Annotated in this window: 20 protein-coding genes and 1 pseudogene; 10 read left to right on the top strand and 11 right to left on the bottom strand. The window is 70.4% G+C overall.

Annotated features, from left to right (window positions below; translation table 11 throughout):
- Nucleotides 1–127 precede the first annotated feature (127 nt).
- On the bottom strand, nt 128–2,425 hold the full coding sequence (locus tag ABZ646_RS01135) for a transglycosylase domain-containing protein (RefSeq protein ID WP_360511642.1): 2,298 nt from the start codon (nt 2,423–2,425) through the stop codon (nt 128–130).
- Nucleotides 2,426–2,974: 549 nt separating this feature from the next.
- Between ABZ646_RS01135 and wblA the strand changes: the two genes are divergently transcribed.
- Nucleotides 2,975–3,313, top strand: coding sequence for a transcriptional regulator WblA (wblA, locus tag ABZ646_RS01130; RefSeq protein ID WP_207921750.1), 339 nt, complete (start codon nt 2,975–2,977; stop codon nt 3,311–3,313).
- On the opposite strand, the gene ABZ646_RS01125 is transcribed toward wblA, so the two are convergent.
- The gene (locus ABZ646_RS01125; protein WP_360511640.1) at nt 3,310–4,800 is read right to left on the bottom strand and encodes an ArsA-related P-loop ATPase; all 1,491 of its coding nucleotides are present in this window, start codon (nt 4,798–4,800) and stop codon (nt 3,310–3,312) included. The two genes, wblA and ABZ646_RS01125, sit on opposite strands and share 4 nt — an antisense overlap.
- Entirely contained in the window at nt 4,797–5,774 is a 978-nt protein-coding gene (locus tag ABZ646_RS01120; protein WP_360511638.1) for an ArsA-related P-loop ATPase, read from the bottom strand. Before ABZ646_RS01120 ends, ABZ646_RS01125 begins: the two co-directional genes overlap by 4 nt.
- A 107-nt stretch (nt 5,775–5,881) precedes the next feature.
- On the opposite strand from ABZ646_RS01120, the gene ABZ646_RS01115 reads away from it, so the two are divergent.
- From ABZ646_RS01115 to ABZ646_RS01100, 4 genes are all read left to right on the top strand, one after another.
- Nucleotides 5,882–6,040, top strand: a complete 159-nt coding sequence (locus ABZ646_RS01115) for a DUF4177 domain-containing protein (RefSeq protein WP_019992579.1) — start codon at nt 5,882–5,884, stop codon at nt 6,038–6,040.
- Nucleotides 6,040–6,504 (top strand): RidA family protein, encoded by a 465-nt coding sequence (locus ABZ646_RS01110; RefSeq protein WP_360511636.1) that lies wholly within the window; start codon nt 6,040–6,042, stop codon nt 6,502–6,504. The genes ABZ646_RS01115 and ABZ646_RS01110 overlap by 1 nt, the downstream gene beginning before the upstream one ends.
- A gap of 71 nt (nt 6,505–6,575) precedes the next feature.
- The gene (locus ABZ646_RS01105; RefSeq protein ID WP_360511634.1) at nt 6,576–7,505 is read left to right on the top strand and encodes an NUDIX hydrolase; all 930 of its coding nucleotides are present in this window, start codon (nt 6,576–6,578) and stop codon (nt 7,503–7,505) included.
- A complete protein-coding gene (locus ABZ646_RS01100; protein WP_360511632.1) occupies nt 7,502–8,332 on the top strand; it encodes an MBL fold metallo-hydrolase in 831 nt (276 codons plus the stop codon). The genes ABZ646_RS01105 and ABZ646_RS01100 overlap by 4 nt, the downstream gene beginning before the upstream one ends.
- A 148-nt stretch (nt 8,333–8,480) precedes the next feature.
- On the opposite strand, the gene ABZ646_RS01095 is transcribed toward ABZ646_RS01100, so the two are convergent.
- Nucleotides 8,481–9,155, bottom strand: a complete 675-nt coding sequence (locus ABZ646_RS01095) for a Crp/Fnr family transcriptional regulator (RefSeq protein ID WP_018547939.1) — start codon at nt 9,153–9,155, stop codon at nt 8,481–8,483.
- 342 nt (nt 9,156–9,497) lie between these two features.
- Here ABZ646_RS01095 and nth point away from each other — a divergent pair, with 342 nt between their 5' ends.
- The 3 genes from nth to ABZ646_RS01080 all read left to right on the top strand — a co-directional run bounded on the left by nth (nt 9,498) and on the right by ABZ646_RS01080 (nt 12,457).
- A complete protein-coding gene (nth, locus tag ABZ646_RS01090) occupies nt 9,498–10,418 on the top strand; it encodes an endonuclease III (protein WP_360511630.1) in 921 nt (306 codons plus the stop codon).
- A 118-nt stretch (nt 10,419–10,536) separates the two neighbouring features.
- Complete coding sequence (locus ABZ646_RS01085) at nt 10,537–11,244, top strand: CoA pyrophosphatase (protein WP_360511628.1); 708 nt, start codon at nt 10,537–10,539, stop codon at nt 11,242–11,244.
- Between the two features lie 13 nt (nt 11,245–11,257).
- Nucleotides 11,258–12,457 carry a MarP family serine protease gene (locus ABZ646_RS01080; protein WP_360511626.1) on the top strand — a complete coding sequence of 400 codons (1,200 nt, stop codon included), beginning with the start codon at nt 11,258–11,260 and terminating at the stop codon, nt 12,455–12,457.
- A 24-nt stretch (nt 12,458–12,481) separates the two neighbouring features.
- On the opposite strand, the gene ABZ646_RS01075 is transcribed toward ABZ646_RS01080, so the two are convergent.
- From ABZ646_RS01075 to ABZ646_RS01050, 6 genes and pseudogenes are all read right to left on the bottom strand, one after another.
- Nucleotides 12,482–12,661, bottom strand: coding sequence for a hypothetical protein (locus ABZ646_RS01075; protein ID WP_132889485.1), 180 nt, complete (start codon nt 12,659–12,661; stop codon nt 12,482–12,484).
- A gap of 127 nt (nt 12,662–12,788) precedes the next feature.
- On the bottom strand, nt 12,789–13,709 hold the full coding sequence (locus ABZ646_RS01070; RefSeq protein WP_360511624.1) for an alpha/beta hydrolase: 921 nt from the start codon (nt 13,707–13,709) through the stop codon (nt 12,789–12,791).
- Complete coding sequence (locus tag ABZ646_RS01065; RefSeq protein WP_360511622.1) at nt 13,706–14,191, bottom strand: phage holin family protein; 486 nt, start codon at nt 14,189–14,191, stop codon at nt 13,706–13,708. The genes ABZ646_RS01070 and ABZ646_RS01065 overlap by 4 nt, the downstream gene beginning before the upstream one ends.
- Before the next feature lie 167 nt (nt 14,192–14,358).
- Complete coding sequence (gene nhaA / locus ABZ646_RS01060; RefSeq protein WP_360511620.1) at nt 14,359–15,750, bottom strand: Na+/H+ antiporter NhaA; 1,392 nt, start codon at nt 15,748–15,750, stop codon at nt 14,359–14,361.
- A 185-nt stretch (nt 15,751–15,935) separates the two neighbouring features.
- Nucleotides 15,936–17,894 (bottom strand): acetate--CoA ligase, encoded by a 1,959-nt coding sequence (gene acs, locus ABZ646_RS01055; protein WP_360511618.1) that lies wholly within the window; start codon nt 17,892–17,894, stop codon nt 15,936–15,938.
- 58 nt (nt 17,895–17,952) lie between these two features.
- Nucleotides 17,953–20,376 (bottom strand): annotated as a pseudogene (locus tag ABZ646_RS01050) (SulP family inorganic anion transporter).
- A gap of 339 nt (nt 20,377–20,715) precedes the next feature.
- On the opposite strand from ABZ646_RS01050, the gene ABZ646_RS01045 reads away from it, so the two are divergent.
- Nucleotides 20,716–21,978, top strand: coding sequence for a hypothetical protein (locus ABZ646_RS01045; RefSeq protein ID WP_360511616.1), 1,263 nt, complete (start codon nt 20,716–20,718; stop codon nt 21,976–21,978).
- Here the strand turns inward: ABZ646_RS01045 and ABZ646_RS01040 are convergent.
- On the bottom strand, nt 21,968–22,948 hold the full coding sequence (locus tag ABZ646_RS01040; protein WP_360511614.1) for an ATP-binding protein: 981 nt from the start codon (nt 22,946–22,948) through the stop codon (nt 21,968–21,970). The genes ABZ646_RS01045 and ABZ646_RS01040 overlap by 11 nt on opposite strands.
- A 100-nt stretch (nt 22,949–23,048) precedes the next feature.
- Between ABZ646_RS01040 and ABZ646_RS01035 the strand changes: the two genes are divergently transcribed.
- Nucleotides 23,049–23,873: an oxidoreductase gene (locus ABZ646_RS01035; protein WP_360511612.1), complete on the top strand. Its 825-nt coding sequence runs from the start codon at nt 23,049–23,051 to the stop codon at nt 23,871–23,873.
- The last annotated feature ends 340 nt before the right edge of the window (nt 23,874–24,213 follow it).

Below are 24,213 nucleotides of genomic sequence, written 5' to 3'. Positions count from 1 at the left end.
ACAAACTGGGAATCGGTAAGTTGGGGAGCGATCCCTTTAGCCGGACGCCGGGGAGCCTGGGGCCGCACCTCTGTGGAAGAGGTGCGGCCCCACCGTCGTAGCAGAGACCGTCGTACCGGAGAACGGGTCAGCCCCGGCGGCCGCCGTTTCCGTTCCCGTTCCCGCCGTTCCCGTTGCCCTGGATGAATCCGTCGGGGAAGGAGAAGGTCGGGTTCGGGGTGGTGCCCCCGTTCGTGGTGCCGCCGTCGGTCGTGCCGCCGTCCGTCAGACCGCCGATGAGGCCGCCGATCAGACCACCGGTGTCACCGTTGTTGCCGTCCCCGGTGCCGGTGTTGTCGCCTTTTCCCTTATCACCCTCGTCCGGGATGTTGATGAGGTTGAAGGACTCGTCCGCCTTGCCCTCCAGGGCGCCCGTCATGGCGTCCTTCCAGATCGGCCCCGGGGTGTCGGCGCCGAAGACCTCGGAGTGGTAGACGCCGCCGATGGTGATGTTGGTCATCTCGACGTTCTGCTTGGCGCTGCCGACCCAGACCGCGCCCGCGAGGTTCGGCGTGTAGCCGACGAACCAGGCGTTCTTGCGGGAGTCCGTCGTACCCGTCTTGCCCGCGCTCTCGCGGTCGTCGAGGCCGGCCTGCTGACCGGTACCGGAGTCGACCACGCCGCGCAGCAGGGTGTTGATGGTGTCGGCGGTCTTCTCGCTCATCGCGCGCGAGCAGGTCGACTTGGGCACGGCCAGCGACTTCTGCTCGTTGCCGATCTTCTGGGTGATCGACGCGATGGCGACCGGCGTGCAGTACATGCCGCGGTCCGCGAAGGTGGCGTACGCGCTCGCCATGGTCAGCGGCGAGAGGCCGATCGCACCGAGGGCGATGGACGGGGTCTGCGGGAGCTTCGAGCCGTCGCCCTGGTGGACGTGGAGCGCGTCGGTCATCTTGACCACCGGGCACAGGCCGATGTCGGAGATCAGCTGGACGAAGTAGGTGTTGATGGACTTCGCCATCGCCTTCTTCATCTGGTACGGGCCGACCTCGGACTCGTTCTCGTTCTCGACCTGCTCGTTGTCCGTGTTGACCCACTGCTTGCCGTCGCACTGCTGCACGGGGCTCGGGTAGTTCATCTTGTACGGCGACGAGTACTCCTGCGTCGCCGGCTTGCCGCCCTCGATGGCGGCCGCCGCCACGAACGGCTTGAACGTCGAACCCGTCGGGAAGCCGTAGTTGGAGCCGCCGTAGTCCCGGTCGACCGAGAAGTTGTACTCGGTCTCGTTCTTGTTGTAGCCGTACGGCTTCGACTGGCCCATCGCCAGGATCTTGCCGCTGCCGGGCTCCACGAGGGTGGCGGCGGCCGCGACCGAGTCCGACTTGTAGACGTGGTCCTTGATCGAGGCCTGCACGGAGTCCTGGGCCTGCGGGTCCAGGGTGGTGCGGATGGTCAGGCCGCCCTGGTTCCAGAGCTTGGCGCGCGCCTCGCGGGTCTTGCCGAAGGTCGGGTCGGTGAGGAAGACGTTCTCGACGTACTTGCAGAAGAACCCGGCGCCCGTGGAGGCGGTGATGCAGCCGTTCTTGGGCTGGGTGACGTGCAGGCCGAGCGGCGCCTCCTTGGCCTTGTCCGCCTCCGCCTGGGAGATGTCGCCGAGCTGGGCCATGCGCTCCAGGACGATGTTGCGCCGCTTGGTGGCCTCGGCCTCGTCGTTGACCGGGTCGTAGCGGCTCGGCGACTGGACGATGCCCGCCAGCAGGGCCGACTGCTGGAGGTTGAGGTCCTTGGCGTGCTTGGAGAAGTAGCGCTGGGAGGCGGCCTCGACGCCGTAGGCCTGCTCGCCGAAGAAGGTGATGTTCAGGTAGTTCTCGAGGATCTTCTTCTTGCCGAGCTTCTCCTCCAGCTGGATCGCGTACTTCAGCTCCTTGACCTTGCGGCCGAGGGTCTGCTGGGTGGCCTCGGCGACCTTGGTCGGGTCGTCGCCGGCCTCCTCGATGAAGTAGTTCTTCACCAGCTGCTGGGTGAGGGTGGACGCGCCCTGGGCTACCCCGCCGCTCTGCGCGTTCTTGTTCAGCGCGCGCAGCACGCCCTTCAGGTCGATGGCGCCGTGCTGGTAGTAGCGCGAGTCCTCGATCGCGACGATCGCCTTCTGCATGTAGGGCGAGATGTCCTTGAGGTCCACGACCGTGCGGTCACGGGAGTAGACCTGGGCGATCTGGTTGCCCTTGCTGTCCAGGATCGTGGTCCGCTGGCTCAGCTGAGGGCTCTTCAGGTTGGCCGGGATGTCGTCGAAGCCCTGGACCGAGCCCTTGGCCGCCAGGCCCAGGGCCCCGGCCGCGGGCAGTGCGATGCCCGCCATCACGGCTCCCGCGAGCACACTGACACCGAGGAACTTGGCGGCCTGCTGCGTGGTCGACAGACCACCGCCCGAGCGCTTCTTTGGCATGGGGGCAGCCTAATCCGTAGCGATGGGCGTTCCGGGTGAGCGGGCGGCTCTCGGGATGTTCGAGTGCCGGATCGTGACATACGGGACCAGGTCCCCCGCATGGGGCGTGACGCGGCGCACGGCATGGCGACATGGACGGTCGACCTTGCCATTCGCCGGACACGCGTACAGGCCTTGGCCTAAGCTGCTCTCAACTGTCACAGCAGTGCGGTCACGTATCAATACGTCCGGCGACCCCGAATCGTTCCGGAACCAGCCCACTTTTTTTCGGGTGATGTGTTGATGGTGTGCCCGAATCCGCCTCGTGTGTCACCCGGCGTCCGTTGTGGCGCACCAGGGCTGTCCCGCTTTGCCGGGATGATCACGCATGTCGTCAGCTCACTCCCGCGGGTGATCTGCCGCTTACCCATAGTCCGTTCGGGCCATTCAAGATTGGGCCCGAAGGGGGTGTTGCGCTGTGCCCACCTTCCGTAACGTCCTCAACTGGCGGCGGTGAATATGCCGCTGCCGCCGTGGGGGAGCCTCGATTCGGGAGAGGACGGCGCCGGTATGGGCTGGGTAACCGACTGGAGTGCGCAGGCCGCCTGCCGCACTACCGATCCGGATGAACTGTTCGTTCAGGGAGCAGCGCAGAACAGGGCCAAGGCGGTGTGCACCGGATGTCCGGTGCGCACCGAATGCCTGGCGGACGCGCTGGACAATCGCGTCGAGTTCGGCGTGTGGGGAGGCATGACGGAGCGGGAGCGCCGCGCACTGCTGCGCAGGCGACCCACCGTGACCTCCTGGCGCCGGCTCCTGGAGACGGCACGTTCGGAGTACGAGCGGGGGACCGGGATCGTCCCCCTCGACAGCGACGAGGTGTACGAGAACTACATGGCCGTGAGCTAGGCCGGACGGGTCCCCGGCAGCTCCGGCCGGCCGGCCGCGAGCCGGTCACCGATGTCCCGCAACCCCGCGAGGTCGTGCACGTCGCCGGGCAGCGCGGCCACTTCCACCATGGCCACCTCGGGGTGGCGCGCGGTGAAGCGGTCACGCGTGCGCTGCTCGCGGGAGAGCAGCTGCATGCGCTCGGCGTGCAGCCTCAGCAGGCCTGCGGTGAGCTGGTCGACGGTGCGGTCCGGGTTGTCCGACGAGGGGGCTTCGTCAGTCATGTCCGCGGGCCCTGACGAGGGGGATTCGTCGGGCCGGGACTCGGACGGCGCGGGCGCGGGTGATTCAGAACTGCCGTACGTGTCGGGAGAGTTACGAAGTCCAGCTTTCCCGTCCCCCTGATCCACAATGCGGGGGTCTTCAAGATTTTCCGCGGCGGCGAGCGCGCGTTCGGCGGACAGCCGCTCGGCGCCGCTGCCGTGCACGCGGTTGAGGACCAGACCGACCAGCGGCATGTCCTCCGCGGCCAGCCGCTCCACGAAGTACGCGGCCTCGCGCAGCGCGTCCCGCTCCGGGGCCGCCACCACCAGGAACGCCGTACCGGGCGCCTGGAGCAGCTTGTACGTCGCGTCCGCGCGCGTGCGGAACCCGCCGAACGTCGTGTCCATCGCGGCGACGAAGGTCTGCACGTCCTTCAGCAACTGGCCGCCCAGCAGCTTGCCGAGCGTGCCGGTCATCATCGACATGCCGACGTTCAGGAAGGCCATGCCGGCGCGGCCGCCCAGCTTGGCCGGTGCGGTCAGCAGCCGGATCAGCCGTCCGTCCAGGAAGGAACCAAGGCGTTTCGGCGCGTCGAGGAAGTCCAGTGCCGAGCGGGACGGCGGGGTGTCCACGACGATCAGGTCCCACTCGTCCCGGGCCCGCAGCTGGCCCAGCTTCTCCATCGCCATGTACTCCTGCGTGCCCGCGAAGCCCGCCGACAGGGACTGGTAGAAGGGGTTGGCCAGGATGGCGGCCGCCCGCTCGGCGTCCGCGTGCGCCTCCACGACCTCGTCGAAGGTGCGCTTCATGTCCAGCATCATGGCGTGCAGTTCGCCGCCGGCCCGCCGCCCGCCACCACCCTCGGCCGAACCGTCCCCGTCGGCCACGTCGCTCCCGTCGGCCACGTTGCCGTCGGCCTCGCTGCCGTCGGTCGTGCTGTCGGCCGCCACGGTGCCGCGGTCCTCGGTGCCCTTGACCCTCCGCGGTACGTTGTCCAGCGAGTCGATGCCCATGGACTGCGCCAGCCGCCTGGCCGGGTCGATGGTCAGCACGACCACCTTGCGGCCCCGCTCGGCCGCCCGCAGCCCCAGCGCCGCCGCGGTGGTCGTCTTGCCGACCCCGCCCGAGCCGCAGCACACCACGATCCGGGTCTTCGGGTCGTCGAGCAGCGCGTCGACGTCCAGCACGGGCGCGTGGGCCAGCCGGCGCGTGCCGTCCTGGGCCGGGTCCGGATCCGGAGTCATGACATCCCCTGTTCCCGCAGCTCGGTGGCGAGTTCGTACAGGCCCGCCAGGTCCATCCCCTCGGCGAGCAGTGGCAGTTCGTGCCGGGGCAGCTCCAGCTCGGCCAGCACCGCGCGCTGCTCGTGCTCCAGCGCGTACCGCTCGGCGTACTCGGCGGCCTGCGCCAGCAGCGGGTCCACCAGCTGCTCGGCCTTGCCGCCGCGCCGCGCCCCGCCGAGCCCGGCGGCCGACAGTGCCTGCGCCACGGCGGTGCGCGGCACACCCCGTACGAGTTCCAGGTCGGTACCGTCCAACACCTCCGGCCGGACCATGTTCACGATGACCCGGCCCACCGGCAGCCGCGCGGACCGCAGTTCGGCGATGCCGTCGGCGGTCTCCTGGACCGGCATCTCCTCAAGGAGTGTGACCAGGTGCACAGCCGTCTCCTTGGACTTCAGCACCCGCATCACCGCCTGTGCCTGATTGTGTATCGGGCCGATCTTGGCGAGCCCGGCCACCTCGTCGTTCACGTTCAGGAAGCGGGTGATGCGGCCGGTCGGGGGCGCGTCCATCACCACGTAGTCGTAGACGAACCGTCCCGCCTTGTCCTTGCGGCGCACCGCCTCGCACGCCTTGCCAGTGAGCAGGACGTCCCGCAGACCGGGCGCGACGGTGGTGGCGAAGTCGATCGCGCCCAGCTTCTTCAGCGCCCGACCCGCCCCGCCGAGCTTGTAGAACATCTGGAGGTAGTCCAGAAGGGCCAGTTCGGGATCGATGGCCAGCGCGTAGACCTCACCACCTCCCGGCGCGACGGCGATCTTCCGCTCCTCATAGGGCAACGCCTCCGTCTCGAAGAGCTGGGCGATGCCCTGCCGGCCCTCGACCTCCACGAGAAGCGTCCGCTTCCCCTCGGTCGCGAGGGCCAGCGCGAGTGCGGCGGCGACCGTCGTCTTTCCGGTCCCGCCCTTGCCGCTGACGACCTGGAGCCTGCTCACGTCTTCGAGCCTAACCAGTCGGCCGGACACTCACGCGGGAGGCTGTGGATAACGCTGCTCACGGTCACACACCTGCCCCGTGCGCCCCAGCCGATAAAGTCGGCCGCATGACCAAATGGGAATACGCAACCGTGCCCCTGCTCGTCCATGCCACGAAGCAGATTCTGGACACCTGGGGCGAGGACGGCTGGGAGCTCGTCCAGGTCGTGCCCGGGCCCAACAACCCCGAACAGCTCGTGGCCTACCTGAAGCGGGAGAAGCCGTGATGAGCGCCGTCGAGGCCAGGCTGGCCGAACTCGGCCTCTCGCTGCCGGCGGTCGTCCCGCCGCTCGCCGCCTACCAGCCGGCCGTGCGGTCGGGCGTGTACGTCTACACCTCCGGCCAGCTGCCGATGGTCGACGGCAAGCTCCCGGTCACCGGCAAGGTCGGCGCCGAGGTCACCGCGGACGAGGCCAAGGAGCTGGCCCGCACCTGCGCGCTGAACGCCCTGGCCGCCGTGAAGTCCGTCGCCGGCGACCTGGACCGGATCGCGCGCGTGGTGAAGGTCGTCGGCTTCGTCGCCTCCGCCGCCGACTTCACCGGACAGCCGGGCGTGATCAACGGCGCCAGCGAACTGCTCGGTGAGGTCCTCGGCGACAAGGGCGTGCACGCGCGCAGCGCGGTGGGCGTCGCGGTGCTGCCGCTGGACGCGCCGGTCGAGGTCGAGGTCCAGGTCGAACTGGTGCCGTGAGCGGTAGGCCGTAACGGGAACGCCACAGGCCACCTCTCGAACATTCGCGCACCACGGGATAGCCTCCGGTAATGGCCGATGGACAGTGGTATCCCCCGGAGTGGCCGGAACGCATCCGCGCCCACACGGAGGGCACCCTCGTGCCGGTCCCGCCGAAGCGCGCGGCGACCGTGCTGCTCCTGAAGGACACCCCGGACGGCCCTGTCGTCCACATGCTGCGCAGACGCGCCTCCATGGCCTTCGCCGGAGGCGCGTACGCGTATCCGGGCGGCGGTGTCGACCCGCGTGACGACGACCACCAGGTCCGCTGGGCGGGTCCCACGCGCGCGTGGTGGGCGGAGCGGCTCGGGACCGACGAGGCGGGCGCCCAGGCGATCGTCTGCGCGGCCGTGCGGGAGACCTACGAGGAGGCGGGCGTCCTGCTCGCGGGCCCGACCGGCGACCAGGTGGCCGGGGACCAGGTGGTCGGGGACACCACCGGGGACGACTGGGAGGCCGACCGCGCCGCCCTGGTCGCCCGCGAGCTGTCCTTCGCCGAGTTCCTGGACCGGCGGGGCCTGGTCCTGCGGTCCGACCTGCTGGGCGCCTGGACCCGCTGGATCACCCCGGAGTTCGAGACCCGCCGCTACGACACCTGGTTCTTCGTCGCCGCCCTCCCCGCGGGCCAGCGCACCCGCAACGCTTCCACGGAGGCCGACCGCACGGTGTGGATCAGCCCCGCGGCGGCCGCCGCCGGCTACGACCGGGGCGAACTGCTGATGATGCCGCCCACCATCGCGACACTGCGCCAGCTCACGGCGTACGCCACCGCCGCCGAGACGCTCGCGGCGGCGCCCGCGCGGGACATGACCCCGGTGCTGGCGCGCGCCCGCCTGGAAGACGGCGGGATCGTCCTGACCTGGCCGGGGCACGACGAGTTCACCAAGCACATAGCGACCGCCCCGATGGCGGGACCCGTCGCGGGGCCCACCGCAGGACCCATCGCCGGAGGCCCCGCATGACGAACGCAGCGGCCCTGCCCGGCCGGCCCCGCGACACGGTCCGTTCGGGGCCGGCCACCGCGCGGGCCGTCAACGTGCTGGCGCCCAACGCCTCCGCGATGACCCTGGACGGCACCAACACCTGGGTCGTCGCCGAGCCCGACTCCGACCTGGCCGTGGTGATCGACCCGGGCCCCCTGGACGAGGACCACCTCCGCGCGGTCGTCGACATGGCGGAGAAGGCCGGCAAGCGCGTCGCGCTCACCCTGCTCACCCACGGCCACCCGGACCACGCCGAGGGCGCCGGACGCTTCGCGGAACTGACCGGCACGCGCGTGCGTGCCCTCGACCCGGCGCTGCGCCTCGGCGACGAGGGTCTCGCCGCAGGTGACGTGATCACGACCGGCGGACTGGAGCTCCGGGTCGTACCCACCCCCGGTCACACCGCCGACTCCCTGAGCTTCCATCTCCCGGCCGACCGGGCCATCCTGACCGGCGACACCATCCTCGGCCGCGGTACGACGGTCGTGGCGCACCCCGACGGCCGCCTCGGCGACTACCTGGACTCGCTGCGACGGCTGCGCTCGCTGACGGTCGACGACGGCGTGCACACGGTCCTGCCGGGCCACGGCCCCGTCCTGGAGGACGCCCAGGGGGCCGTCGAGTTCTACCTGGCCCACCGCGCCCACCGGCTCGCCCAGGTGGAGACGGCCGTCGAGAACGGCCACCGGCAGCCGGCCGCGGTCGTCGCCCACGTCTACGCCGACGTGGACCGCTCCCTGTGGCCGGCGGCGGAACTGTCGGTACGGGCCCAGATGGACTACCTGAGCGAGCACGGGCTCATCTAGCCGGGCGGCCACGGAAGGTCGGCCACAGCCCTGGACGGCGTCGGCCGGCTCCACGTGCCGGGCGGCCCCCCAGGAAGTACCCCCGTCATGACTCAGGGTCCCGTCTCGTGGAGGCGGAACCCTGATGTCGTACGGTCGTGTGCCGGTGTCAGCGCGAGCGCTTGGCCAGCCGCTCGACGTCCAGCAGGATCACGGCCCGCGCCTCCAGGCGCAGCCAGCCGCGCTGGGCGAAGTCGGCAAGCGCCTTGTTCACGGTCTCGCGGGACGCGCCGACCAGCTGGGCCAGCTCCTCCTGCGTGAGGTCGTGGACGACGTGGATGCCCTCCTCGGACTGCACGCCGAAGCGGCGGGAGAGGTCGAGCAGGGCGCGGGCGACCCGGCCAGGCACATCGGAGAAGACGAGGTCGGACATGGCGTCGTTGGTCTTGCGCAGGCGGCGGGCGACCGCGCGCAGCAGGGCGGTGGCCACCTCGGGGCGCGCGTTCAGCCAGGGCTGGAGGTCGCCGTGGCCGAGGCCGAGCAGCTTGACCTCGGTCAGCGCGGTGGCGGTCGCCGTCCGCGGGCCCGGGTCGAACAGCGACAGTTCGCCGATCAGCTCGCCGGGACCGACGACGGCGAGCATGTTCTCGCGGCCGTCGGGAGAGGTGCGGTGGAGCTTGACCTTGCCCTCGGTGACTACGTAGAGCCGGTCGCCCGGGTCGCCCTCGTGGAACAGGGAGTCGCCACGCGCGAGGGTCACCTCACTCATGGAGGCACGCAGCTCCGCGGACTGCTCGTCATCGAGCGCCGCGAAGAGCGGGTTGCGCCGCAGAACGTCGTCCACGAGTTCTCTCCTTGTCGACCTGCTCAGGGGATCTTGCTCCCCCTTGGTACCAGGGGTCCGTGTTCCCCATTTTGCCGGACGGTCCAAACAGTGTGATCTGTCACAAGGATGCCGTACAGGTGTCCCGAGGTAAGCGGCAGGGGTCCAATCGGGGGCTGATCTTCCGGGTCCGGGGCGGATGTCGGTGTCGGGCTTTAGGCTGGCCGGGTGTCCAAATCGCCGGTGAGAGCACAGGCCAAGGGGGCTGGGCGGGTGGTTGTACGTCGTGATTCCGCTGTGGGCGAACAAGGGTCCGATGCTGTCCCGGGTGAATCGAAAAAGACGACAAAAGCATCAAAAGCCGTGAAGAAGGTCGCCGCCAAGGGGGCCTCCGCCAAGAAGGCCGCCGCCGGGAAGCAGACTGCTGCTGTGAAGAAGGCCGCGTCCAAGAAGGCCGCGCCCGAGAAGGCCGCCGCCGAGGCGCCGCGGGTGGCCGGGAAACCCGAGTCGCGTACCGCGCTGGTCCGCCGCGCCCGCCGGATCAACCGCGAGCTCGCCGAGGTGTATCCGTACGCCCACCCCGAGCTGGACTTCGAGAACCCCTTCCAGCTCCTGGTCGCCACGGTGCTCTCCGCCCAGACCACCGACCTCAGGGTCAACCAGACCACCCCGACGCTCTTCGCCAAGTACCCCACCCCCGAGGACCTGGCCGCCGCCAACCCGGAGGAGGTCGAGGAGATCCTGCGGCCGTGCGGGTTCTTCCGGGCCAAGACGAAGTCGGTGATAGGGCTCTCCAACGGCCTGGTGGAGCAGTTCGGCGGCGAGGTCCCGGGCCGGCTCGAAGACCTGGTCAAGCTGCCCGGTGTCGGCCGTAAGACCGCCTTCGTCGTCCTCGGCAACGCGTTCGGGCGCCCCGGCATCACCGTGGACACGCACTTCCAGCGCCTGGTCCGCCGCTGGCGGTGGACCGCGGAGACCGACCCCGACAAGATCGAGGCGGCCGTCGGCACGCTCTTCCCCAGGACCGACTGGACCGACCTCTCGCACCACGTGATCTGGCACGGCCGCCGCATCTGCCACGCCCGCAAGCCCGCCTGCGGCGCCTGCCCCATCGCCCCGCTCTGCCCGGCCTACGGCGAGGGCGAGACGGACCCGGAGAAGGCGAAGAAGCTGCTCAAGTACGAGAAGGGTGGCTTCCCCGGCCAGCGTCTGAAGCCTCCGCAGGCGTATCTGGACGCGGGCGGCAGGCCGGCCCCGCCGCTGGGCGCCGTACCGGGGGCATGACCAGGCGTATCAGGGACATGACCCAGGGGTCTTCTGCGGGTCGGCGGACGGAACGATCAAGGAGTCTCGTGGCGTTGGAACAGACAGGCCGGGGGAGCAGGGCAGGACGGGGGACGCCATGACGCACAGCAGCAGGGCACAGGCCGACGGGGCGCGTGCGGGCGCGGCGCTCAGCAAGGAGGGCCTGCCGGACTGGCTGGAGCCGGTGGTGCGGGCCGCCGAGACGGTCCAGCCGCTTCAGCTGAGCCGCTTCCTGCCCCCGGAGAACGGCGCCGGACGGCAGTCGGCCGTACTGATCCTGTTCGGGGACGGTGCGGCCGGCCCGGAGCTGCTGCTGATGGAGCGGGCCGGTTCGCTGCGCTCGCACGCCGGACAGCCCTCGTTCCCCGGCGGTGCCCTCGATCCCGAGGACGGCGACCCGAAGGCCGACGGGCCGCTGCGGGCCGCTCTCCGCGAGGCCGAGGAGGAGACCGGGCTGGATCCGGCCGGCGTCCAGCTGTTCGGGGTGCTGCCGCGGCTCTACATCCCGGTGAGCCACTTCGTGGTCACGCCGGTGCTCGGCTGGTGGCGCAAGCCGAGCCCGGTGGGCGTGGTGGATCCGAACGAGACGGCGCGGGTCTTCACGGTCCCCGTGGCGGATCTCACGAATCCGGCCAACCGGGCCACCGCCGTACACCCCAGCGGTCACCGAGGTCCGGCATTTCTGGTCGAATCGACCCTGGTGTGGGGGTTCACGGCCGGGGTGATCGACCGCTTGCTGCACTACGCCGGATGGGAGCGCTCCTGGGACCGCGAGAAGCTGGTCCCGCTCGACTGGCGGTCATGACAGGGTGATCCCCGTGAATGTGCTGGACATCCTGTTGCTGGTCGCCGCCGTGTGGTTCGCGATCGTCGGCTACCGCCAGGGGTTCGTCGTCGGCATCCTGTCGGTGATCGGCTTCCTGGGCGGCGGACTCGTCGCCGTCTACGCCCTGCCGGTGATCTGGGACGCCGTGACCGACAACGCCGAGGTGAGCACCACCGCCGCGGTGGTCGCCGTGGTCGTCGTCATCGTCTGCGCCTCCGTCGGCCAGGCCCTCACCACCCACCTGGGCAACAAGCTGCGCCGGTACATCACCTGGTCCCCGGCCCGCGCCCTGGACGCCACCGGCGGCGCGCTCGTCAACGTGGTGGCGATGCTGCTGGTCGCCTGGTTGATCGGCTCCGCCCTCGCGGGCACCACCCTGCCGACGCTCGGCAAGGAGGTCCGCAGCTCCAAGGTGCTCCTCGGAGTGTCCAGGGCGCTGCCCAGCCAGGCCGACACCTGGTTCGCGGACTTCTCCAAGGTCCTCGCGCAGAACGGCTTCCCGCAGGTCTTCAGCCCCTTCGCCAACGAGCCGATCACCGACGTCTCACCGCCCGACCCCGCCCTCGCGAACAGCGCGGTGGCCACCAGCGCCCAGCGGTCCATCGTCAAGGTGACGGGCACCGCGCAGAGCTGCGGCAAGATCCTGGAGGGCACCGGTTTCGTCTTCGCCGACCGCCGCGTGATGACCAACGCGCACGTGGTCGGCGGCGTCGACGAGCCCACCGTCCAGATCGGCGGCGAGGGCCGCAGGTACGACGCCAAGGTCGTCCTCTACGACTGGCAGCGCGACATCGCCGTGCTGGACGTGCCGGACCTCCCGGCGAAGGCGCTGAAGTTCTCCGCGAAGGACGCGGGGACCAGTGACAGCGCGATCGTCGCCGGGTTCCCGGAGAACGGGTCGTACGACGTGCGCGCCGCCCGGGTGCGCGGCCGCATCACCGCCAACGGCCCGGACATCTACCACCGCGGCACCGTGCGCCGCGACGTCTACTCGCTGTACGCGACCGTCCGCCAGGGCAACTCCGGCGGCCCGCTGCTCACGCCCGAGGGCCGGGTGTACGGGGTCGTCTTCGCGAAGTCACTGGACGACGCCGACACCGGGTACGCACTGACGGCCGACGAGATCAAGCCGGACATCGCCCGGGGCCGTACCGCGAACCAGCAGGTGGGCACCGACAGCTGCGCCCTCTAGAACCCCTCGGGGTCCTCGGAGGGATCAGCCGCGGGTGTGGCGCAGACGTACCGAGACCCAGCGGGCCCGGCGGCGCAGAATATGCGGAATCCCTACCCTCAGGTCCGTCCCCGGCAGCTGCGGGACAGCTCCTCGGTAGGGGTTCGGACCGCCTGCCGTACGGCGGTTTCGGGGTGCGTCACTGTAGTCGTGCGTCCAGCCCATACCCCGACGTCTGCCCCCGCCCCAAGGTCGATAACCTCCCGTGCGCGCCCCAATCGGCCTATGCGCGGGGCATGTGGCCGTTCGTAGAACAGGTGTGCAGATCCGGATACCGGGCGCATCGGCGCGGTCACCGATCGGGTTCGGGGTCCTTCAGCCAGTTGACCAGCTCGGTGGAGAAGGCCGCCGGATCCTCCTCGTGCGGGAAGTGCCCCAGGCCGTCGAACAGCCGCCAGCGGTACGGCGCTTCGACGTACTCACCGGAGCCGGCCGCGCTGCGGGTGCGGGTCACCGGGTCCAGGGAACCGTGCAGATGCAGGGTCGGCACTCGCACCGGGCGCTTCATCCGGCGGTTGAACTGGATGCCGTCGGGGCGGGCCAGGGACCGCACCAGCCAGCGGTAGGGCTCGATCGAGCAGTGCGCGGTGGACGGGATGCACATCGCCCGCCGGTACGTCTCCACCGCCTCGTCCTCGGGCAGCCGCGGCCCGGACCAGTCCCGGATCAGCCGGCCGACCAGCGCGCCGTCCTCGGCGGTGAGCTGCCGCTCGGGGATCCAGGGGCGCTGGAAGCCCCAGACGTAGGAGGCGGCGGCGGACTGCCGGCGGTCCCGCAGCATCGCCGAGCGCCAGCGCCGCGGATGCGGCATGGACACCACCGCGAGCCTTCGTACCAGCTTGGGGCGCATCGCGGCCGCCGTCCACGCCAGGTAGCCGCCCAGGTCGTGGCCGACCAGCGCGGCGTCCGGCTCACCCAGGGAGCGGATCACGCCGGTGATGTCGAGGGCGAGGTTGGCGGGGTCGTAGCCGCGCGGGGTGCGGTCGCTGCCGCCGACGCCCCTGAGGTCCATGGCGACGGCCCGGAAACCCGCGTCGGCGAGTGCGGCCATCTGGTGCCGCCAGGTCCACCAGAACTGGGGGAAGCCGTGCACCAGCATGACCAGGGGGCCGTCGCCGAGCTCGGCGATGTGGAAGCGGGCGCCGTTCGCGGCGACGTCCCGGTGCGTCCAGGGGCCCTCCGGCCGTACGGCCGAGGGAGCGGGATCCGTCATGACGACGAGCGTCCCACAGCCTCGATGGCCGGCACGTCGTCCCGGGGGAGTTCCGGGCGCGGATGCGGCTTGGCGTTCTGCAGCACGCCGGCCGTCTCCTTCATCGACGCGGCCACCTTCTGCGGGCCCTGGCTCTTCTTGGCCTTCTTCGCGAACACCACACCGATGAGCGCGAGGACGACGGCGACCAGCACGTTCGCCGCGAAGGAGAGCAGGAAGCAGACCGCGAGATTCCAGTGGCTCCAGGTCCGGATGCCGTACGCCAGCGCGAAGTTGAGCATCGGCAGGGAGAACAGCAGCAGCACACCGGCCGCGGAGAACGCGCCGCCGCTCGTCGCGCCCTTCTTCACGTCCTGCTTCAGCTGGGCCTTGGCCAGCGCGATCTCGTCGTGCACCAGCGCCGACATCTCGGCCGTGGCCGAGGCGAACAACTGGCCGATGCTGCGTTCGGCACCGACCGGGCTGCCGTCGGGTGCGCTCATCGCGGTCTCCCTCTGCGTACTTGTCATCGTCTTTTGTACCGTCTCGTCAGATCATGCCGGACGGTCGCCCTGCTCGCCTGCCCCGCCCGGTACTTCGGCAAGCGCGTCGTACCTTCGGGGCGGCCGGCGGATGCCTCCGAGAGGTCACCGGACGCCTCCGAGGGCGGTCACCGGGTGGCCTGCTCGGCCGCCTTCTCGGCGGCGATCCGGCGGTGTTCGGCGGCCTTGCGGTCGTAGATCTCCGCCATCCGCAGGTGGTACGCCGGGTTGTCCTGCTCGTAGACGTCCGGGATGCCGTCGCTGTCCTCGTCCCGCTCCTCGGCCTCGACCAGACCGCGGTAGCGGGCGTTGCGTATCTTCAGCAGCACGGTGGCGCACAGGGCCGCGATGAGTGATCCCATGAGTACGGCGGCCTTGACCTCGTCCGTCAGCACGGCGTCGCCCTCGAAGGCGAGTCCGCCGATGAGCAGCGACACCGTGAAGCCGATCCCGGCGAGCGAGGCGACCGCGAAGACATCCCCCCACGCGAGGTCGCCGCCGAGCGAGGCCCGGGTGAAGCGGGCCGTCAGCCAGGTACCGCCGAAGATCCCGATGGTCTTGCCGACGACCAGCCCGAGGACGACCCCGAGCGTCTCGGGCCTGCCGAACACGTCCGCGAGCTCCCCCTTGGACACCGTCACGCCGGCGCTGAAGAGTGCGAAGAGCGGTACCGCGAGCCCCGCCGACCACGGCCGCACCAGATGCTCGATGCGCTCGCCGGGGGAGCACTCCTCACCCTCGCGGGTGGTGCAGCGCAGCATCAGGCCCATGGCGACACCGGCGATGGTCGCGTGCACACCGCTGTGGTACATCAGTGCCCAGATCGCCACCGCGAGCGGGACGTACACGTACCAGCCGCGCACGCCCTTGCGCAGCAGCAGCCAGAAGACGGCGAGGCCGAGCACCGCGCCGCCGAGCGCGGCGAAGTCGATCCGCTCGGTGAAGAAGACCGCGATGATCAGGATGGCGAACAGGTCGTCGACGACGGCGAGGGTGAGCAGGAAGGCGCGCAGCGCGCTCGGCAGGGAGGTCCCGATGACCGCCAGCACGGCCAGCGCGAAGGCGATGTCGGTGGCCGTCGGCACCGCCCAGCCGTGCGTGGAGCCGCCGCCGACCAGGTTGGTGACGGTGTAGACGAGGGCCGGTACGGCCATGCCGCACAGGGCGGCGACCACCGGCAGCGCGGCCGCCCTGGGGTCCCGCAGGTCGCCGGCGACCAGCTCCCGCTTGAGCTCGATGCCGGCGACGAAGAAGAAGATCGCGAGCAGGCCGTCGGCGGCCCAGTGGGCGACGGACAGGTGCAGGCCGAGGGCGCCGGGGCCGAGGTGGAATTCGCTGACCGTCTCGTAGCTGTGGTGCAGGGCCGGGATGTTCGACCAGAGCAGCGCGGCTGTGGCGGCGAGCAGGAGCACCACCCCGCCGACGGTCTCGGTCCGCAGCGCGTCCGTCACGAAGGTCCGCTCGGGCAGCGAGAGCCGGTCGAGGAACCTGCGGACGGGGGTGGTGCGGGGCGCGGACACGGGGACCTCCGGTCGGTGGGCAGGATGGGGCAGCTTGCCGACCAGACTTCCCGGCACACCTTGAGGTCACGCTCTTTGTTTAGTTTACCTAAGGTGCGGCGGTGGTTGTCAGGTGAGATTCACGGTAGGCGCAAAAGGGGCGCCCGGCGCGTCGCGCTCCGGGCGCCCTGTGGGCCTTGCCGGGGTCAGTCCTCGCTGGGTGCTGCGGGGAGCTTGGCCTGGATGAGGTCCATGACTGTGGAGTCGGTCAGGGTGGTGACGTCGCCGAGCTGGCGGTTCTCGGCGACGTCGCGCAGGAGGCGGCGCATGATCTTGCCGGAGCGGGTCTTGGGCAGCTCGGCGACCGGCAGCACCCGCTTGGGCTTGGCGATCGGACCGAGGGTGGCGCCGACGTGGTTGCGCAGGTCGGCGATGAGGTTCTCGTCCTCGGCGTCGGCGGTGCCGCGCAGGATCACGAAGGCGACGATGGCCTGTCCGGTGGTCTCGTCGGCCGCGCCGACCACGGCCGCCTCGGCGACCGACGGGTGGGAGACGAGGGCCGACTCGACCTCGGTGGTGGAGATGTTGTGTCCGGAGACGAGCATGACGTCGTCGACGCGGCCGAGCAGCCAGATGTCGCCGTCGTCGTCCTTCTTCGCGCCGTCGCCCGCGAAGTATTTGCCCTCGAACCGGGACCAGTAGGTGTCGAGGAAGCGCTGGTCGTCGCCCCAGATGGTGCGGAGCATCGAGGGCCACGGCTCGGTCAGGACCAGGTAGCCGCCACCGCCGTCGGGTACCTCGTTGGCCTCGTCGTCGACGACGGTGGCCGAGATGCCGGGCAGCGGGGTCTGCGCGGACCCTGGCTTGGTCGCGGTGACGCCCGGCAGCGGGGTGATCATCATGGCGCCGGTCTCGGTCTGCCACCAGGTGTCGACGACGGGGGTGCGGTCGGCGCCGATGTGCTTGCGGTACCAGATCCAGGCCTCGGGGTTGATCGGCTCACCGACCGAGCCGAGCACCCGCAGGCTGCTCAGGTCGAACTTCGCGGGGATGTCGTCGCCCCACTTCATGAACGTGCGGATCGCGGTGGGCGCCGTGTACAGGATCGTCACCCCGTACTTCTGCACGATCTCCCAGAAGCGGCCCTGGTGCGGGGTGTCCGGGGTGCCCTCGTACATCACCTGGGTCGCGCCGTTGGCGAGCGGGCCGTAGACGATGTAGGAGTGGCCGGTGACCCAGCCGACGTCGGCCGTGCACCAGTAGACGTCGGTCTCCGGCTTGAGGTCGAAGACCGCCCAGTGCGTGTACGACGTCTGGGTGAGGTAGCCGCCCGAGGTGTGCAGGATGCCCTTGGGCTTCCCCGTGGTGCCGGACGTGTAGAGGATGAACAGCGGGTGCTCGGCGTCGAAGGCCTGCGGGGTGTGCTCGGCCGGCTGCCGGTCGACGAGTTCGTGCCACCACACGTCCCGGCTGTCGTCCCAGGCCACTTCCTGCCCGGTACGGCGGACCACCACGACGTGCTCGACGTTGCCCGCCTTGCCGACCGCCTCGTCCACGGCGGGCTTGAGCGCGGACGGCTTGCCGCGCCGGTAGCCGCCGTCGGACGTGATGACGACCCGGGCGTCCGCGTCCTGGATGCGGGTGGCGAGCGCGTCGGCGGAGAAGCCGCCGAAGACGACGGAGTGCGCGGCGCCGATCCGGGCGCAGGCGAGCATCGCGACGGCCGTCTCGGGGATCATCGGCAGGTAGATCGCGACCCGGTCGCCGGCCTGGACTCCCAGCTCCAGCAGGGCGTTCGCGGCCTTGGAGACCTCGTCCTTGAGCTCGGCGTAGGTGATCGCGCGGCTGTCGCCGGGCTCGCCCTCGAAGTGGATGGCGACCCGGTCGCCGTTGCCGGCCTCCACGTGCCGGTCCACGCAGTTGTACGCGACGTTGAGCTCGCCGTCCTTGAACCACTTCGCGAACGGCGGGTTCGACCAGTCCAGCGTCTCGGTCGGCTCCTTGGCCCAGGTCAGCCTGCGGGCCTGCGCGGCCCAGAAGCCCAGCCTGTCAGCCTTGGCCTCTTCGTACGCCTCGGCCCCGACATTGGCGTTCTCGGCCAGGTCGGCGGGCGGCGCGAAGCGTCGCTCCTCCCTCAAGAGGTTGGCCAGGCTCTCGTTGCTCACGACATCTCCCTTTCGAAGGGTGTCCCGGTGTCCGTTGTGTCCCAAGCCACACAGCTCATCAGACCCGGGGGTCCGGTGACAAGGGCCGTCCGGCAATTGGTTTAGACCTGTTGGTGGGGCGGTCGCGCGGCTCCTCCGTGCCCGGCACCCCCTCGAACACCTCCACCCCGTCCTCACCTTCGGTACGTCCCAGCAGATAAGCCTGCGCCTCACCCACATGGAAGTACATCCCGTGCAGCTCCAGTTCGCCGGCCTCCAGTGCCCGCGCCACCGGTGCGTGGGCCCGAAGATGCTCCAACTGCTGGACCACGTTGGCCAGGCAGAGCCGCTCCACCGCGTCCATGGTCGCCCGCCCCGCCAACCGGGTCCGGGGCCGGCTGTCGTCGGCCAGCCGTGCCAGGCTCGGCAGCCCGTGCCGCAGCCACCGCCCGAGCGGGGTCGTGCCCTCCCCTGAACCGGCGGCGACGCCGGTGCCGGTCAGCGCCTGCATCGCCCCGCACCCGGAGTGCCCGCACACCGTGACGTACCGCACCTTCAGCACGTCCACCGCGTACTCGATGGCGGCGGCCACCGAGTCGTCGCCGTTCTCCTCACCCGGAAGGGGGACCAGGTTGCCGACGTTGCGGACCACGAACAGGTCACCCGGGCCACTGGACGTGATCATCGAGGTGACGAGCCGGGAGTCGGCGCAGGTGAGGAAGAGCTGCGACGGCTGCTGCCCCTCGCGTGCCAGCCGGGCCAGCTCGTCCCGCACCAGGGGCGCGGTGTCGCGCTGGAACGCGCTGACACCACGGGCGAGTTCGTGCCCGCCGCTGCGGTAACCCCCCGGCCGACGGCCAGGACCGTGAGGCATGCGGACCTTCGGCCGGTGGCCGTACTCCGGTGAGCCGACGCCCGGCCGCCAACCGGTCAGCTCGGCGGAGCCGCCCTGCGCGGTGTGGGCCCTTTGCCAGTCCCGCAGCGACTCGTACGCCGCGTGGTCCATGAACGAACCGTCCAACTCCACCTCGGCGTGCGCGCCATGGGGTACGAGATGCAGGACTCTGCTGAGCCTGGGCACCGCGAGAAACGTCAACTGCCCTCGTGCGTGTACGTAATGGACTCCTCCTGTCTCCTCGTACGTGATGCGGGTACGGGTGAGGCGGTGCAGGGCGACGGCGACGGCCACGGCGACTCCGAGGAGCACTCCCTGCAACACCCCGAGAGCGGCCACGCCGAGTGTGGTGACGGCGTACACCAGCACTTCTCGGTGGCGGGTCACCGTGCGGATGTGGTGCAGGGACACCATCTGGATGCCGACGGCCATCACCAGGGCGGCGAGAGAGGCGAGCGGGATCAGATCCAGGACGGGGACCATCAGCAGCGCGGCGACTACTACGAGAACGCCGTGCAGCATCGTGGAGTTCCGGCTCACGGCACCGGATTGCACTCCCCCAGAGGGGGGACCCCCAGCCGAACTGCGCACCGCGACCCCGGCGACCGGCAGCCCACCGAGTGCTCCGGAGACGACGTTGGCCGCGCCCTAGCCCAGCAGCTCACGGTTCAGGTCGGTCCTGCCGACCCGGGACTGGGCGCCGGGACGACCGGCCACCAGCTTGTCCACGGCGACCGCTCCCAGCAGCGACTGCACGCTGCACACCAGCGTGGTGGTGAGCACGGCCGCGACGAGGCCCAGCACCGGCCCCTCCGGCAGCCCGGCCAGCGCATGACTGCTCCAGGAGGGCAGGGCGACCCTGGGGAGGGTGAGCCCGGTGAGTGCGGCCGTGACGGTGGCTCCGGTGACGGCGACCAGGGCGGCCGGGACCTTGCGCAGCAGCTCGCCGGGGCTCCCGGGCAGGCGGGGCCAGCCGAGGAGCAGGGCCAGGGTCAGCGAGCTCATCGCCACGGCGGCCGGGTGCAGGTTCGCCAACTGGTGGGGCAGGGCCCGGATGTTGGCGAGGACCGAGCTCTGCGGGCTGCCGCCGAGGACGATGTGCAGCTGGGCGACGGCGATGGTGACACCGATGCCGGCGAGCATGCCGTGTACGACGGCCGGGCTGACGGCGAGCGCGGTGCGCGCCACGCGCAGGCAGCCGAGGCCCAGTTGGGCCAGTCCGGCGAGCACGGTGATGCCGCAGGTCGCCCGCCAGCCGTAGCGGTGGATCAGGTCGGCCGTGACGACGGTGAGTCCGGCGGCGGGGCCGCTGACCTGCAGTGGGCAACCGCCGAACCGCCCGGCGACCAGGCCGCCGACGGCCGCCGCGACCAGCCCCGCCTGGAGCGGGGCGCCGGTGGCGAGGGCGATGCCGAGGGACAGCGGCAGGGCGATCAGGAAGACCGCGACGGACGCGGACAGGTCGGCCCCCGCGACGGGCGGCCGACGGCCCGGCGGTCCGGCCGGGAGCCGGGCCCGGCCGGTGTCGTTGCCCGGGCGGCGGCCTGCGGCCTCGGCCGGGGCCGGCCCGGAGGGCTCGGGATGGGTGGGTACGCAGGCTGATGACATGTTTCCCGTCTCCTCCGGGCGGCGCGGTCGCGGATCAGGTGGGTCCCCTCGCCCGGGGGCGGGGGATCGGTCGCGGCCGTGGGTCACGGCGTTCAGCGGCGGGATGGATCAACGCTCGGTAAATGAATCGTAATGCAGAGTAAAGGTCAGGCATGGATCTTCGGCGCAAATGGGGCACCGGCTCGCCCCTCTGAGTGAAGTGAGCAGTTCATCGGCTTGTCGTATTAATCCCTCTCTCGGTCCTATGCGACCTTGGCCGCGCTGTCGGCACATACCCGGCACACCGCCATAAAACGCCGTCATGGGCGTTCACCGAGAGAAGGAAGAAGGTGGGCGGAATTGGCCGCCACCCAGAGGATCGCCGTCGGCGCCGTGGCCGCCGCGGCCTGTGCCGCGTCGCTGGCCGGTTGCGCGACCGGCACGAACTCCAAGGAAGGGACGTCCGGGCCGCAGAAGGGAGCGCCGGCACCCCAGAGCGTGGTCCGTCTGATCGGCGACGGCTCCACCGCGTACACCGGGGCGCAGCCGCATCTGCCCCGGCCGGAGAAGCTCAAGCCCGGTGAGAAGCCCCCGCAGTTCGTGGTGTTCTCCTGGGACGGCGCCGGCGAGGACAGCCAGAAACTGTTCTCGCACTTCCGCAAGGTCGCCAAGGACAACCACGCGAACATGACGTTCTTCCTCAGCGGCGTCTACATGCTGCCGGAGGAGAAGAAGGACCTCTACCGCCCCCCGCAGCACTCGCCCGGCCGCTCCGAGATCGGCTTCAACGACGAACAGGGCATCGCCGACACCGTCAAGCAACTACGGCTGGCCTGGCTGGAGGGCAACGAGATCGGCACCCACTTCAACGGGCACTTCTGCGGCCCCGACGGTGGTGTCGGCCAGTGGTCGGTGGCCGAGTGGAAGAGCGAGATCGCCCAGGCCAAGCAGTTCGTGAAGACCTGGAAGACCAACACCGGCATGAAGGACGCCGCGCCGCTGCCCTTCGACTACGACAAGGAGCTCATCGGCGCCCGCACCCCCTGCCTCGAGGGGCAGAAGAACTTCGTGAAGGCGGCGAGCCAGCTGGGCTTCCGCTACGACACCAGCGGCGTCAACGACCAGGTCTGGCCCAAGAAGAGGGAAGGGCTGTGGGACCTGTCCATGCAGCTCGTGCCCTTCCCCGGGCACTCCTACGAGCAGTTGACCATGGACTACAACTTCATGGTCAACCAGTCCGGCACCCAGACCCAGGGCGACCCCGACAAGTTCGACTACTGGGGCGATCAGATGCGCGACGGACTGATCCAGGGCTTCAACCGGGCCTACAACGGCAACCGTGCGCCGCTCGTGATCGGCAACCACTTCGAGTCCTGGAACGGCGGCACGTACATGCGTGCCCTCGACGACGTCGTCCAGAACGTCTGCAACAAGCCCGACGTACGCTGTGTCTCCTTCCATCAGCTGGCCGACTGGCTGGACGCCCAGGACCCGCAGGTCCTGGCGCGGCTGCGGAGCCTGAACGTGGGTGAGGCCCCGCGGCAGGGCTGGGCGTCCTTCCTGTCCGGTCACCCCGCGCCGGCGCCGAAGGGGGTGCCCGGGGCGCCGGCGGTCAAGCAGTAGCCGCCACTTCCTCACCGAGCACGAAGCCGGGGTCGATCTGCGCGGCCAGGTCGGCCCCGGTGCGTTCGTTGCCCCACGACAGGGCGTTCTTCAGGTGGAAGTGGACCATCTGCCGGGTGTAGCGCTCCCAGTCCCGCAGATCGTGCGTCGCGTCGGTGGCGGACTTGAGGATGCGCAGGGCGTCGGAGTTGGCGTCCTCCAGGAGCTCGAACCGGGGTGGACGGCCCTTCTCCATGGCGCGTACCCAGTCCGAGTGCCCGACCGTGACCAGCAGGTCGTCCCCGACCTCCGAGCGGAGGAAGTCGATGTCGTCCTGCCCCTGCACCTTGTTGCCGACGACCTTCAGCGCGACGCCGAAGTCCCTGGCGTACTCCTTGTACTGGCGGTAGACGGAGACCCCCTTCCGGGTCGGCTCGGCGACGAGGAACGTGATGTCGAAGCGGGTGAACATGCCGGAGGCGAAGGAGTCCGAACCCGCCGTCATGTCGACCACGACGTACTCGTCGGGGCCGTCGACGAGATGGTTCAGGAACAGTTCCACCGCGCCCGTCTTGGAGTGGTAGCAGGAGACGCCCAGGTCGGCGTCCGTGAAGGGCCCGGTGACCATCAAACGGACGGCGCCGCCGTCGAGTTCCACCGGCCGCGCGCAGGCGTCGTACACCGGGTTGGGCTCCCGCACCCGGACCAGTCGCGAGCCCTCCCCGGGAGGGGTGGTCTTGATCATCGTCGCGGCGGAGGCGATGCGCGGGTTGTTGCCGCGCAGGTAGTCCTTGATCAGGGACAGTCGTTCGCCCATCGCGGGCAGTGCCGCCGACTCCGACTCGTCGAGGCCGAGTGCGGGGCCGAGGTGCTGGTTGATGTCGGCGTCGACGGCGACGACCGGCGCACCGGCCGCCGCGAGATACCGGATGAACAGGGAGGAGAGCGTGGTCTTGCCGCTGCCGCCCTTCCCGACGAAAGCAATTTTCATGTTCACGAAGAGTAGTCGCGTGATAGCTGTATGTGTCAGACGGAGTGAAGAAGACCACTCCTTCGTGGAGTGCGCGGCCGGGGTGCGTAGGGTCGTACTCATGAGTACGACAGGTGCGAGCGCCGATCCGCTCGCGGCCCTGGGCGCGCTGCCCGGGGTGGCCGAGTCCGTGGAGTCCGTGCGCAAGGCCGTGGACCGGGTCTACGGGCACCGGGTCATGCGGCGCCGCAGCAACGCCGTCACCTCCGAGGCCGCGCTGCGCGGCGCCCGGGGCAGTGCCGCGCTCTCCGGGGCCGACTGGGAGCTGGAGGAGGTGCGGCGGCGCTCCGACTTCGGGGCGGACGACGAGGCACGGGTGGTCGGTGCCGCGCTGCGGCTGACCGCGGAGGCGGGGCAACTGCTGTCCATCTGGCGCCAGTCGCCGCTGCGGGTGCTGGCCCGCCTGCACCTGGTGGCGGCGGCCACCGGCGGCGACGAGGTCGGCAGGCCGCGGCAGGCCGGTGAGCGGGCCGACGAGCCGTTGGTCGAGCTGCCGCTGCCGGATGCCGACGAGGTGGCGGGGCGCCTGGAGGGCCTTGCCCAGCTGATCATCGCGGGGAGCGAGGCGCCCGCCCTGGTGACGGCCGCGGTGGTGCACGGCGAACTGCTCGCGCTGCGGCCCTTCACGACGTGCAACGGACTGGTCGCGCGGGCGGCCGAGCGGATCGTGCTGATCGGCAGCGGTCTCGACCCCAAGGCGATCTGCCCCGCCGAGGTCGGCCATGCGGAGCTGGGCCGCGCCTCCTATCTGGCGGCCCTGGACGGCTATGTCTCGGGCACTCCGGAGGGGATGGCGGCCTGGATCGCGCACTGCGGACGCGCGGTCGAACTGGGCGTGCGCGAGTCGACGGCGGTCTGTGAGGCGCTGCAGCGGGGAGCGGCGTAGGGCCGAAGGTCCCGGACAAGGGTTGCGGCGGTACGAGGACTCGTACCGCCGCTGGCATGTTCACCGGGTTACCAGGCGTCCTCGATATGTCGCCCATCAGGTCGGGTGCTTTGCCCGTCACCTGGTGCGGCTGGCCCGTAATCGACGGGTCGACGTCGCGTGGGTGCTCGGTGGCCATGCTGGGTCCGTGGGGCCAAATGCGTTTTAAAGGTGATCCTCTCGGATGTCCTTTGGTCTCGCGGGCCGCTAACCCCTTTGTACTGCAAGCCCGGAGCAAGCGGAAGCCCTGCCTGCAGTTCTTTACTTTCAGGTTCAAAGGCACATCAAAAGGGCACCGATG

It is taken from the genome of Streptomyces sp. NPDC007162 (assembly GCF_040634175.1).
GTDB lineage: Bacteria > Actinomycetota > Actinomycetes > Streptomycetales > Streptomycetaceae > Streptomyces.
The sequence above is the reverse complement of the archived record's forward strand: the minus strand, read 5'-3'. Positions and strand labels throughout refer to the sequence as shown.

Bases quoted from the DNA above. Each gene is read 5' to 3' on its own strand.
- ABZ646_RS01135 (WP_360511642.1), bottom strand. From the start codon at position 2,425: ATGCCAAAGAAGCGCTCGGGCGGTGGTCTGTCGACCACGCAGCAGGCC.
- wblA (WP_207921750.1), top strand. From the start codon at position 2,975: ATGGGCTGGGTAACCGACTGGAGTGCGCAGGCCGCCTGCCGCACTACC.
- ABZ646_RS01125 (WP_360511640.1), bottom strand. From the start codon at position 4,800: ATGACTCCGGATCCGGACCCGGCCCAGGACGGCACGCGCCGGCTGGCC.
- ABZ646_RS01115 (WP_019992579.1), top strand. From the start codon at position 5,882: ATGACCAAATGGGAATACGCAACCGTGCCCCTGCTCGTCCATGCCACG.
- ABZ646_RS01110 (WP_360511636.1), top strand. From the start codon at position 6,040: ATGAGCGCCGTCGAGGCCAGGCTGGCCGAACTCGGCCTCTCGCTGCCG.
- ABZ646_RS01105 (WP_360511634.1), top strand. From the start codon at position 6,576: ATGGCCGATGGACAGTGGTATCCCCCGGAGTGGCCGGAACGCATCCGC.
- ABZ646_RS01100 (WP_360511632.1), top strand. From the start codon at position 7,502: ATGACGAACGCAGCGGCCCTGCCCGGCCGGCCCCGCGACACGGTCCGT.
- ABZ646_RS01085 (WP_360511628.1), top strand. From the start codon at position 10,537: ATGACGCACAGCAGCAGGGCACAGGCCGACGGGGCGCGTGCGGGCGCG.
- ABZ646_RS01075 (WP_132889485.1), bottom strand. From the start codon at position 12,661: ATGGGCTGGACGCACGACTACAGTGACGCACCCCGAAACCGCCGTACG.
- ABZ646_RS01070 (WP_360511624.1), bottom strand. From the start codon at position 13,709: ATGACGGATCCCGCTCCCTCGGCCGTACGGCCGGAGGGCCCCTGGACG.
- ABZ646_RS01065 (WP_360511622.1), bottom strand. From the start codon at position 14,191: ATGAGCGCACCCGACGGCAGCCCGGTCGGTGCCGAACGCAGCATCGGC.
- ABZ646_RS01040 (WP_360511614.1), bottom strand. From the start codon at position 22,948: ATGAAAATTGCTTTCGTCGGGAAGGGCGGCAGCGGCAAGACCACGCTC.
- ABZ646_RS01035 (WP_360511612.1), top strand. From the start codon at position 23,049: ATGAGTACGACAGGTGCGAGCGCCGATCCGCTCGCGGCCCTGGGCGCG.